This window comes from Acinetobacter sp. AOR41_HL (genome assembly GCF_027854645.1).
GTDB classification, from domain to species: domain Bacteria; phylum Pseudomonadota; class Gammaproteobacteria; order Pseudomonadales; family Moraxellaceae; genus Acinetobacter; species Acinetobacter nosocomialis.
In genome coordinates this window covers 1-11,462 of record NZ_JAKTHZ010000043.1, presented here as the reverse complement: position 1 = coordinate 11,462, position 11,462 = coordinate 1, and the positions used below count along the sequence as shown (strand labels likewise).

Below are 11,462 nucleotides of genomic sequence, written 5' to 3'. Positions count from 1 at the left end.
CCACAGCCTAAAACCACTGAATCTGCCAAGTCCTGTGCAATTTTTTCACCACGTTTTTTTAAGGCTTCTGGCAACATCAACATCGGGTTAATGCTGCTCATTTCAGCAAATACAGGAATCGGTTGTGGACGGGCTGCGGCCATGTCACATAAAGCACGACCACCTCGCAATGAACCCGTAAAACCTACACCCTGAATTAAAGGATGCTTAACCAGTGGTTCACCTACGCCATTACCATAGATCATGTTAAACACACCTTTAGGCATATTTGATTTTTCTACAGCATGTTCAATAGCCTGCGCTACGAAATCTGCTGTGGCCATATGTCCACTATGGGCTTTTACCACTACAGAGCAACCTGCTGCCAGTGCCGAAGCAGTGTCACCGCCCGCAGTTGAGAATGCTAAAGGAAAGTTACTTGCTCCAAAGACTGCAACAGGGCCAACACCGATTTTAATCTGGCGTAGGTCTGGGCGTGGTAAAGGCTGACGCTCAGGTAAAGCAGTATCAATACGGGCACCTAAAAAATCACCACGGCGCAACACTTTGGCAAATAAACGCATTTGTCCACTGGTACGGGCACGTTCACCTTGTAAGCGTGCAAGTGGCAAAGCGGTTTCCTGTGACACGATTTCAAGAAAATCTGTACCCAATGCATCAAGTTCATCGGCAATATTTTCTAGAAAAACAGCACGCTGTTCAGGAGACGTATGACGGTAAGTCCTAAACGCTTGACTGGCTGCTTCACAGGCCTGATTGACCTCTTGCTCGGTTGCATGGTGAAACTCATAAGGCAAAGTTTCGCCAATTGTTGCATTTACACTTTTCAATAAGCTTGTACTTTGTGCGCTACGTGAACCGCCAATAAAGTTGTATCCAATGACCATTTTTATATTCCTTAGAGAGTAATAACTGAACCGATCGGTAATTCAGGTTGCATATGAGCAAGTTTATTTCTGAGTGGATGACCGAACTCTTTCATTTCTATTTCAAACTCATCATTAACTTGCGCTTGAATACCATCGGCAAAAGATAGAGTCGCTGTACCGAAATAATGGATATGAACATCGCCTGCTTTTAAGAATTGTTGATACTTAAAGTGGTGATATTCGAGATTTGCCAAGCTATGACACATATTGTCTTCACCTGACAAAAACTCTTTTTCCCAAATGATTTGTCCATCACGGCGCAAACGGCTGGTTCCGACTAGATGTTTTGGTAATTCGCCTGTCCGTAAAGCTGGACCAAAACTACAAAAACGCAATTTTGAATGGGCCAGATATAAATAGTTACGGCGCTCCATTACGTGATCAGAATATTCATTGCCCAGTGCAAACCCGATTCGGTAAGGCTTTAAGTCCTCTCCAATAACATAGAGGCCTGCAATTTCAGGTTCTTCGCCGCCGTCTTCAGCAAATGGAGGTAAAGGCAGCTCTGCTCCCGGTCTTACCACAATTGAACCGTCGCCTTTATAAAACCATTCCGGTTGTGCACCGATCTGACCTTCGGCTGGACGCCCCTTTTGTAATCCCCATTGAAATATCCGCATGGTGTCGGTCACCGAGCTGTCATCGCTTAAATTTTGTTGATGCATTTTGTCTCGTGCAGATGCAGAACCTAAATGGGTTAAACCTGTACCGGAAATTAAACAATGCGTTGGATCTGGATGATCTAAAGGCGGCAATACCTTTAAGTCTGCTAATAAAGATGAATAATCATAAGTTTCGGACTCAAACCCTAACGCCTCAACTTGTTGTTCCAGTGAAACTTTATTGCGGATTGCTAAAAGTGCTAAATCACGAACCGATTGAATATCTTTAACCGGATATGCCATGTTGCCTTCTACTTTGGCGACGGCACGTTGATTTGCACGATTCTCAAATTGAATAATTTGCATGTTTTATTCCTTACAAAGGCTTTTGAATATTCACTGTTTGTGTTTTTTGGCGTTCGAGCTTGGCATAGACGATGTAAGTCAGAATCAAGCCAAAAAGCATGACAATAGATAAGAAATACAAACCAGCAGCCATATTTCCCGTGTATTCTTTTAACAGTCCGATCCCAAATGGACCAACATAGCCACCTAAATTTCCAACAGAGTTAATTAAGGCGATACCCGCCGCTGCACTTGCACCTGTTAAGAAGCGACCCGGTAGTGTCCAAAACACGGCAGTTGATGAAAATAGACAGAACGCAACTACAGCCAAAGCTGCCAACTGCATAACTGGAGAATTTAGCCAACCACTTAAAAACATTGCACAAGCACCTAGTGCATATAGAAAACTTAAGTGTCCGTAACGATCGTTCAGGCGGTCAGTACTACGCGGAATAATGAGGAGTCCAATAATTCCAAAAATATAGGGAATGCTAGATAAGAACCCAATTTGAATATCACTACCTCCGCCAAATTGCTTAATAATGGTAGGAAGCCAGAGATTTAAACCGTAAATACTTAAAGTTACCGGTAAATAGTAGAGTGCTAATAAAAGTACGCGTTTGTCTTTTAAGGCATGTAGTGGATTGGCATGTCGAGTTTGGTCGTATTCAGCTTCATCTTTAACGAGTTCATTTTTAAGCCATTGTTTTTGTTCAACGCTTAACCACTTTACTTTATCAATGTTATCGGGCAGCCACAAAAATGTAGGTAAAGCCAATAAAACCGCGGGCAAGCCAACTGCAACAAACAACCATTGCCAGCCGTGCAAATTTGCAATGCCCTCCATTCCAAGTAATAGACCCGCTAAAGGCCCTGCAATCATCATGGCAATCGGTTGTGAAAGCACAAACATTCCCATGATTTTTCCGCGATGCCGCACCGGATACCACTGTGTAATTAGGTATAAAACACCAGGGAAAAAACCTGCCTCTGCTACACCAAGTAAAAACCGTAAGAGATAAAAACTTTTAGGGCCTTGAATAAGCGCCATGGCCATGGTGATGAGGCCCCATGTTAATAAAATGCGGGTAAACCATTTACGAGCACCAAATTTGTCTAAAAGCAAATTACTTGGAACTTCAAAAAGAAAATATCCAATAAAAAATAAACCAGCTCCTAGACCATAGGCAGCATCACCAATTCCTACATCGGCACCCATATGCAAATGGGCAAATCCGACAGCGGCCCGATCAATGTATGCCACCAGATATAGTATGACTAATGCAGGTATCAGCTTAAACGTGACCGTCCGTATTACATCCTTTTCGAAATCCATGTTCGACTCCATTTCCTATTATTTACTTATAGAGCATCTTGCTCGTAAATTATCCTTTCAATTTAAAATATAGTAATACTATTTAAATTTCAAACCTTTTAAAAATAAAATTTATAGTGTATTTTTAATTCAATTAATTCTAATAGTAATACTATATAGGGAAATTTGTATGAATAACAAACAAGTTCTTCGTTCGGCTGCCTGGTTTGGTACAACGGATAAAAATGGCTTTATGTATCGTAGCTGGATGAAGAACCAAGGAATTCCAGATCATGAGTTTCAAGGCAAGCCGATCATTGGGATTTGTAATACGTGGTCTGAACTCACTCCATGTAATGCGCATTTTCGAAAAATTGCTGAACATGTAAAAAAAGGGATTTTAGAAGCGGGTGGCTACCCTGTTGAATTTCCAGTATTTTCAAATGGTGAGTCGAATTTACGTCCTACCGCCATGTTTACCCGTAACTTAGCCAGTATGGATGTCGAAGAAGCGATTCGTGGTAACCCTATTGACGGTGTGGTGTTACTGACAGGTTGTGACAAAACCACACCTGCATTATTAATGGGAGCTGCAAGTTGTGATATTCCAGCCATTGTAGTGACTGGTGGTCCAATGCTGAATGGTAAGCATAAAGGTAAAGACATTGGTGCAGGTACTATCGTTTGGCAAATGCATGAAGAGTTAAAAGCAGGCAAAATTGATTTAAATGAATTTTTATCTGCCGAGTCTGGTATGTCTCGTTCGGCTGGTACATGTAACACCATGGGCACAGCCTCTACAATGGCGTGTATGGCTGAAGCCCTAGGCACTTCTTTACCCCACAATGCGGCCATTCCAGCGGTAGATTCTCGCCGTTATGTGTTGGCTCATCTTTCTGGTATGCGTATTGTTGATATGGTTCATGAAGATTTACGCCTTTCTAAAATCTTAACCAAAGAAGCCTTCGAAAATGCCATTAAAGTCAATGCAGCTATTGGTGGTTCTACCAATGCCGTAATTCACCTAAAAGCAATTGCCGGACGCATTGGGGTTGATTTACAACTTGATGACTGGAACCGAGTTGGCCGTGGCATGCCAACCATTGTCGACTTACAGCCTTCAGGTCGTTTTTTAATGGAAGAGTTCTATTATAGCGGCGGCTTGCCAGCCGTAATTCGTCGTATGGGTGAAGCCAATCTCTTGCCAAATCCACAAGCTTTAACCGTAAACGGTCAAACCATTTGGGAAAACTGCCAGCAATCACCTATTTATAACGATGAAGTGATTCGGAAAATAGATAACCCAATTCGACAAGATGGTGGCATGTGTATTTTACGCGGAAATTTAGCGCCTAAAGGTGCGGTGCTTAAACCATCTGCTGCCACACCGGAGTTGATGAAACACCGCGGTCGTGCAGTCGTATTTGAAAACTTCGATGATTATAAAGCCCGTATTAACGACCCAGATCTAGATGTCGATGAAACTTGTATTCTTGTGATGAAAAATGCCGGCCCTAAAGGCTATCCGGGCATGGCAGAAGTCGGAAATATGGGACTACCACCAAAAATTTTAGCCAAAGGCATTACCGACATGGTCCGTATTTCTGATGCACGTATGAGTGGAACAGCGTATGGCACGGTCGTTTTACATGTTGCCCCTGAAGCTATGGCGGGTGGGCCTTTGGCCGTAGTTCAAAATGGTGACTTTATCGAACTTGATGCCTATGCTGGAAAACTTCACCTAGAAGTGAGTGATGAAGAACTTAAGCAACGTCTTGAAAATTTAGCACCACCAACTCCACCAAGTTTTATTGGCGGCTACCGTAAGCTCTACGTAGAACATGTTTTACAAGCCGATGAAGGCTGTGATTTTGATTTCTTGGTCGGTTGCCGTGGCTCGGAAGTTCCACGTCATTCCCATTAATATTTATTCTTGAAAAAGATGATCTTGTTAAAACACAAGGTCATCTATACCATAGGATATTCAACATGTCGTAATAGTGAAATATGAGTAAAGCTGACTATAAAAATCCTATTCCAAGCAAAAGCCAACATGCATTAATCGTTCAACAATTGGGATTAAAAATTGTTTCTGGAGAAATTTCAGAAAATGAAAAACTCCCAAGTGAAGTTGATTTATGTGAGGAATACAAAGTCAGCCGCCCTGTCTTTCGCGAAGCCATCCGTGTTTTAAATGCGAAGGGCTTAACTTACTCAAGACCTAAAATCGGGACTGTGGTTAGGCCGAAAGAAGAATGGCATTTGCTCGATCCGGATGTACTGTTTTGGTTGATTCAAACAACCCCTGAACACGAATTTTTTAAAACACTTTCTACCGTACGACGCGTTTTAGAACCAGAATTAGCTTATATTGCCGCAAGTACAGCAAATGAAGAGGATATTGAGCGTATTAAGCAAGCCTATGAAGGAATGGAAAAGGCAACAACAGTTGAAGAGTTTATAGAACCCGATATTCAGTTTCACTTAGCAATTGCCAAAGCAACGCATAATGACTTATTGGCTTATATGTCAAAAATGTTGGTTTTACCTTTGCAGCAATCAATTCAAGTAACAAGCCTACGTCCAAATTTGCAAGGCCATTCGCTACCAAGACATAAAGCAATTTTGACAGCAATTGAAAATAAAGATCCGCTGTCTGCTCGCCATGCTTCACTCGTTCAGCTAGACGATACTAAAATGGCTTATGATTTAATTAAAAAATAATTTTGTATCAAATACTTAAAGCCTGATAACAAAAAGTGATCAGGCTTTTTATTTATAAATTAGAACACTTTTTTTACAGAGACTGTAAAAGTTGAATCAATTGGATTTGAAATAGGTGCGCCCGGCTCACCATTGCTATACTTTTTATAATAAGCATTTTTATCCCATGCCTTTGTATAGGCTAATCCTGTACTCCAACCATCACCTAAATCTTTAATTACTTCGGCTTTAACATCTTGAAAGTTCGACTCTGAAAAGTTTTTGATTTTTTCATAGCCATAGTGGGCACCAAAAGTCCAAGTTTCACTGATCGGCTGAGTAAAGTTAACATCTAAATAACTTGATCCTCTTGACCTTTTACCAGCAGGTCCACCCATGGTTTTAGAGTTATAACCAGCATAATCTGGTGTGTAAGTCACAAAGTATTTGAGGCTTAAAGGACCATAACCAATTTGAGGTACAATTTCACCATAGTTATAACTCGTACTTCCCGTTTCTGGTGTGCTTTTCGCGCCTGGATAGTAGTAATAAAAAATAGACATACCAATCGAGAATTTATCAATTGTTTTTAAATAACCTGTATAAAAATCCCATTCAACCGAGGCATCTCGCAGATAGTTAGAGCTGACACTTGATGCCCAAGTTCCTGCAAAAAAACCATTCGGATTGGCATAATCCAGTCCACCTTGTAAGGCTGGTTTACCCCAAGTTTGTTGGAAACCACGTGAAATATATTGACTAGCAAAAGTCACATTCGCGCTATAAGGAGAAGTTTTTTCTTGTTCTTTTAATTGTTCCGCATGTACAACGCTAGTAGACATAATAAGTGAAGCTAAACCTAAAATTTTTCTCATTCAATAATTCCTTTTACATATTACCTATAGGTTTAAAGTTTTAAAATAACATGATAATTCAATTTAAGACGTATTAAAAAGTTATAAATTCAAATTTCTGGATACTTCTTCTTCGCTATAGATCTCTTCAATGCAATCTAAAATTTTAGGAATATAGGAACTTTGATCCATATTGCGCATGGATAGAGAGATGGGACTATAAGCTTCTAAATCTAAAATATTTAAATAAGTTAGATTTTTCATACCAATATCACAGGCACTTTCCGGAATAATACAAATACCCTCACCGGATGCCACTAAGCCAAGTGCCATATGAATTTCTCTTACTTCAGTCAGCTTGGCTGGAACAAGACCTAATTTGGTAAATAAAGCTTGAATAGTGGTCGAAAAATTTGGTTTAGGTGTGGTTGGATAAGAAAAAATCGTCTCATTGATAATTTGAGATAAATAAATTCCTGTCTCTTGGAAATCACTTAATGGGTGTTTTTTATGGATTGCGAGCTTTAACTTTTCTTTTCTGAGCAGAAGCCGCTTAATGGCTGGATCACTAATTGGTAATCGCCCAAATCCTAAATCGATTTTGCCAAGTTTTAATGCTTCTACCTGATCTCGTGTACCACACTCAATAAGCTCAACATGAATGTCAGGATTTTTTTGTCTAAATAGATAAATGACCTGTGGTAATCGCCCATAAAGAAGCGAACTCACATAACCCACTTTAACAACGTTCTCGACCAGCTTCATTTTTTTAGCCATCGAAGCAGCTTGAGCGGTATGCGTCAAAATTTGCACCGCATGCTGGTAAAAAAACAGCCCTGCTTCCGTTACTTTTAATGGACGAGAGCCTTTTTCGAATAAATCGATCCCTAATTCTTCTTCTAGTTTTTTGATTTGGCGTGTTAAAGGTGGCTGAGCAATAAAAAGCTTTTCTGCAGCTTTCGTCAGACTCTGTTCTTCAACAACGGTAACAAAATAACGTAGATGTCTTAATTCCATTAATATACCTTTTTAGTATCTTAAAATACCGTTCTATATCTATTTTAGGCTATTACATTCTTCTATGGTATACAAACAAGTTCGTAATAGTTGAAACTTCATGTATAGAACCATAGAAACCATACTTGTGGATATTCCAACTATCCGTCCTCACCAGTTGTCTGTGACTACTATGCGTACCCAGACTTTGGTACTCGTTAAAATTACGACCACGGATGGTATTGTCGGTTGGGGTGAAGCCACCACCATTGGTGGGCTGAACTATGGTGAAGAAAGTCCTGAGAGTGTCAAAGCCAATATTGATACCTACTTTGCACCATTACTGACATCAGTTAAAGATTTAAATGTTGCACAAACACTCAAACTGATTCGTAAAAATATTAATGGTAACCGCTTTGCCAAGTGTGCCATTCAGACTGCCCTACTTGATATTCAGGCCAAACGTTTAGGTGTGCCATTAAGCGAAGTTTTAGGTGGACGTCTGCGTAATAGTTTACCTGTGCTTTGGACGCTTGCGTCTGGTGACACGGAAAAAGATATTGCTGAAGCTCGCAAAATGATTGAGCTAAAGCGCCATAACACGTTCAAACTTAAAATTGGTGCACGTCCTTTACAGCAAGATGTTGACCATGTGATTGCGATTAAAAAAGCATTAGGTGCTGATGTTAGTGTACGTGTAGATGTAAACCGTGCATGGTCAGAACTTGAATGTATTCATGGTATTCAACAGCTCCAAGATGGTGGAATCGATTTAATCGAACAACCATGTGCAATTCAAAATACCGAAGCTCTTGCTCGCCTCACCCATCGTTTTGATGTAGCCATTATGGCAGATGAAGCTTTAACTGGACCTGACAGTGCATACCGTATTGCAAAAAATCATGGTGCAGATGTATTTGCCGTCAAGATTGAACAATCTGGTGGCCTGATTGAAGCATGTGAAGTTGGCAAAATTGCTGGTTTGGCTGGTATCGACCTATATGGCGGCACCATGCTTGAAGGTCCTGTAGGAAGTATTGCATCGGCCCATGTATTTGCAACCTTTGAAACATTAGCGTTCGGCACTGAATTATTTGGTCCGTTATTACTTACCGAAGAAATTTTAAAAGAGCCGCTACGTTACGAAAACTTTGAATTGCATTTGCCAACAGCTCCGGGCTTAGGCATTGAAATTGATGAAGATAAGATTGAGAAATTACGTCGTTAAGGCAATAGGATAAGGAGTTCCCATGTTATTTCATGTACGTATGGATGTGCATATTCCACTTGATATGCCAGCCGACAAAGCAAATGAAATTAAGGCCATTGAAAAAGCTTATTCGCAAGAATTACAACGCCAAGGTAAATGGCGCCATATCTGGCGAATTACAGGCCAGTACTCGAACATCAGCATTTTTGATGTCGAGAGCAATGAAGAATTGCACAACATTTTACAGGGTTTACCTCTCTATCCATACATGGACATTGAAGTGATGGCAATGAACCGTCACCCATCTTCTGTTCGTGATGATGATTCGTAAATCTAAAGAATGTTTTAAATGTGATCTCTGAAGTCCATTTATAAACCAAGCAGATTATTCAGAAGGTAACAAGGAACGTGGCGGCACTTATTCGCTAGCAAAACAGAATGCCCGCAGTGCTACCACCCAAAACCGTATTGCATACTTAAGGAGTTTTAGTATGAACCGTCAACAAATTGATGCGCTTGTAAAACAAATGAATGTCGACACTGCAAAAGGCGAAGTTGATGCACGTGTTCAACAAATTGTAGTGCGCCTTCTTGGGGATTTATTTCAAGCCATCGAAGATTTAGACATCCAACCTTCTGAAGTTTGGAAAGGTTTGGAATATTTTACCGATGCAGGTCAAGCAAATGAACTTGGTCTTTTGGCTGCTGGCTTAGGTCTTGAACATTACCTTGACTTACGTGCAGATGAAGCAGATGCCAAAGCTGGTATTACAGGTGGTACACCTCGTACTATCGAAGGTCCACTTTATGTAGCTGGCGCACCTGAATCAGTTGGTTTTGCACGTATGGATGACGGAACTGAGACTGGCAAAATCGATACCTTAATTATTGAAGGTACGGTAACCGACACTGACGGTAATATCATTGAAAATGCCAAAGTTGAAGTATGGCATGCCAACAGTTTAGGTAACTATTCATTCTTTGATAAGTCACAATCTGACTTTAACTTACGCCGTACCATTTTCACTGATGCAGATGGTAAATATGTAGCCTTAACCACTATGCCAGTTGGTTATGGATGCCCTCCTGAAGGTACAACACAGGCTCTTCTTAACAAGTTAGGCCGTCATGGTAACCGTCCATCTCACGTTCACTACTTCGTTTCTGCACCGGGTTACCGCAAGCTAACTACTCAATTCAACATTGAGGGTGATGAGTATTTATGGGATGACTTTGCCTTCGCTACTCGTGACGGTTTAGTGGCAACAGCAGTAGATGTAACTGACCCTGCTGAAATTCAACGCCGTGGTTTAGATCACGCTTTCAAACACATCACATTTAACATTGAACTGGTTAAAGAAGCCGCTGCTGCTCCTTCAACTGAAGTTGAACGTCGTCGCGCTAGTGCTTAATTGAAAGTGTATGTGAGTTAAAAGTTCGCTTTTGACTCACAAAATTTACTCCATTTATTACTACCATTAAGAATTTCAATAAATTTTTAGCGGTAGTAATACATCACGTTACCTCATGCTCTAAGGTTTCTCACATGATTGACAAAAGTAAGTCCTCACTAAGCGAGGTTTTATCGCAGATTAAAGATGGTGCAACCATACTGATTGGTGGTTTTGGTACCGCAGGACAACCCGCTGAACTCATTGACGGTCTGATTGAACTCGGTGTTAAAGGATTAACCATTGTGAGCAACAATGCCGGTAATGGTGACTATGGTCTGGCTAAACTGCTTAAAGCCGGTTCAGTAAAAAAAGTCATTTGCTCTTTCCCACGTCAGTCAGACTCTTATGTGTTTGATGAACTATACCGTGCCGGAAAGGTGGAACTTGAGGTTGTACCGCAAGGTAATCTGGCTTGTCGTATTCAAGCTGCAGGTATGGGTTTAGGTGCTGTATTTACTCCAACAGGCTTTGGAACTCTTTTGGCCGAAGGTAAAGAAACCCGTGAGATCGATGGGAAAAACTATGTACTTGAATATCCGATCAAGGCTGACTTCGCCCTGATTAAAGCTTATAAGGGCGACCGCTGGGGTAATCTGGTTTACCGTAAATCTGCACGTAACTTTGGCCCGATTATGGCCATGGCTGCGGATGTCACCATTGCTCAGGTTTCTGAAGTGGTGGAGCTGGGTGGATTAGACCCTGAGCACATCATTACCCCGGGTATCTTTGTACAGCATGTTGTACAAGTAACGCCAGCACAGTAAGCAATAAGGAGAAATAACATGAGCTACCAGAAACTCAGCCGTGACCAGATTGCACAACGTGTGGCACAAGATATTCCAGATGGCGCCTATGTGAACTTGGGCATTGGCTTACCAACTAAAATTGCCAGCTACTTACCTAACGATAAAGATATTTTTCTTCATTCTGAAAATGGACTATTGGCATTTGGCCCACCACCAGCTGCAGGTGAAGAAGACCCTGAACTGATTAATGCGGGTAAAGAGTTTGTGACCATGCTTGAAGGCGGCAGCTTTTTCCACCATGGTGACTC

The 11,462-nt window shown here is 41.0% G+C and carries 12 protein-coding genes; 7 read left to right on the top strand and 5 right to left on the bottom strand.

The genetic code is table 11. The features are described from left to right. The 3 genes from MKL35_RS16910 to abaQ form a co-directional block, all read right to left on the bottom strand. Positions 1-887, bottom strand: an 887-nt coding sequence (locus MKL35_RS16910; RefSeq protein ID WP_270914238.1) for an aldehyde dehydrogenase family protein, incomplete at its 3' end; no start/stop codon positions are given. An 11-nt stretch (positions 888-898) separates the two neighbouring features. Next, positions 899-1,897 (bottom strand): AraD1 family protein, encoded by a 999-nt coding sequence (araD1, locus tag MKL35_RS16905; protein WP_032010544.1) that lies wholly within the window; start codon positions 1,895-1,897, stop codon positions 899-901. A 10-nt stretch (positions 1,898-1,907) separates the two neighbouring features. Next, complete coding sequence (gene abaQ, locus MKL35_RS16900) at positions 1,908-3,212, bottom strand: multidrug efflux MFS transporter AbaQ (RefSeq protein WP_032010545.1); 1,305 nt, start codon at positions 3,210-3,212, stop codon at positions 1,908-1,910. 169 nt (positions 3,213-3,381) lie between these two features. Between abaQ and MKL35_RS16895 the strand changes: the two genes are divergently transcribed. Next, entirely contained in the window at positions 3,382-5,115 is a 1,734-nt protein-coding gene (locus tag MKL35_RS16895) for an IlvD/Edd family dehydratase (protein WP_032010546.1), read from the top strand. 83 nt (positions 5,116-5,198) lie between these two features. Next, positions 5,199-5,915, top strand: coding sequence for a FadR/GntR family transcriptional regulator (locus MKL35_RS16890; RefSeq protein WP_000029961.1), 717 nt, complete (start codon positions 5,199-5,201; stop codon positions 5,913-5,915). Between the two features lie 59 nt (positions 5,916-5,974). On the opposite strand, the gene MKL35_RS16885 is transcribed toward MKL35_RS16890, so the two are convergent. Next, a complete protein-coding gene (locus tag MKL35_RS16885) occupies positions 5,975-6,769 on the bottom strand; it encodes a TorF family putative porin (protein ID WP_032010548.1) in 795 nt (264 codons plus the stop codon). Between the two features lie 81 nt (positions 6,770-6,850). Then, complete coding sequence (locus MKL35_RS16880; protein WP_002050855.1) at positions 6,851-7,765, bottom strand: LysR family transcriptional regulator; 915 nt, start codon at positions 7,763-7,765, stop codon at positions 6,851-6,853. 100 nt (positions 7,766-7,865) lie between these two features. On the opposite strand from MKL35_RS16880, the gene MKL35_RS16875 reads away from it, so the two are divergent. From MKL35_RS16875 to MKL35_RS16855, 5 genes are all read left to right on the top strand, one after another. Beyond that, positions 7,866-8,972, top strand: a complete 1,107-nt coding sequence (locus MKL35_RS16875; RefSeq protein ID WP_004747037.1) for a muconate/chloromuconate family cycloisomerase — start codon at positions 7,866-7,868, stop codon at positions 8,970-8,972. Positions 8,973-8,994: 22 nt separating this feature from the next. After that, the gene (catC, locus tag MKL35_RS16870; protein ID WP_016805308.1) at positions 8,995-9,285 is read left to right on the top strand and encodes a muconolactone Delta-isomerase; all 291 of its coding nucleotides are present in this window, start codon (positions 8,995-8,997) and stop codon (positions 9,283-9,285) included. A 160-nt stretch (positions 9,286-9,445) separates the two neighbouring features. After that, entirely contained in the window at positions 9,446-10,366 is a 921-nt protein-coding gene (gene catA / locus MKL35_RS16865; RefSeq protein WP_001081618.1) for a catechol 1,2-dioxygenase, read from the top strand. A 134-nt stretch (positions 10,367-10,500) separates the two neighbouring features. After that, positions 10,501-11,172, top strand: coding sequence for a 3-oxoacid CoA-transferase subunit A (locus tag MKL35_RS16860; RefSeq protein ID WP_032011564.1), 672 nt, complete (start codon positions 10,501-10,503; stop codon positions 11,170-11,172). An 18-nt stretch (positions 11,173-11,190) separates the two neighbouring features. Next, on the top strand, positions 11,191-11,462 hold a 272-nt coding region (locus MKL35_RS16855; RefSeq protein ID WP_333725627.1), incomplete at its 3' end, for a CoA-transferase.

Coding starts and splice junctions, on each gene's coding strand:
- MKL35_RS16880 (WP_002050855.1), bottom strand. CDS start 7,765: ATGGAATTAAGACATCTACGTTATTTTGTTACCGTTGTTGAAGAACAG.
- abaQ (WP_032010545.1), bottom strand. CDS start 3,212: ATGGATTTCGAAAAGGATGTAATACGGACGGTCACGTTTAAGCTGATA.
- catC (WP_016805308.1), top strand. CDS start 8,995: ATGTTATTTCATGTACGTATGGATGTGCATATTCCACTTGATATGCCA.
- catA (WP_001081618.1), top strand. CDS start 9,446: ATGAACCGTCAACAAATTGATGCGCTTGTAAAACAAATGAATGTCGAC.
- MKL35_RS16885 (WP_032010548.1), bottom strand. CDS start 6,769: ATGAGAAAAATTTTAGGTTTAGCTTCACTTATTATGTCTACTAGCGTT.
- MKL35_RS16860 (WP_032011564.1), top strand. CDS start 10,501: ATGATTGACAAAAGTAAGTCCTCACTAAGCGAGGTTTTATCGCAGATT.
- MKL35_RS16875 (WP_004747037.1), top strand. CDS start 7,866: ATGTATAGAACCATAGAAACCATACTTGTGGATATTCCAACTATCCGT.
- MKL35_RS16890 (WP_000029961.1), top strand. CDS start 5,199: ATGAGTAAAGCTGACTATAAAAATCCTATTCCAAGCAAAAGCCAACAT.
- araD1 (WP_032010544.1), bottom strand. CDS start 1,897: ATGCAAATTATTCAATTTGAGAATCGTGCAAATCAACGTGCCGTCGCC.
- MKL35_RS16895 (WP_032010546.1), top strand. CDS start 3,382: ATGAATAACAAACAAGTTCTTCGTTCGGCTGCCTGGTTTGGTACAACG.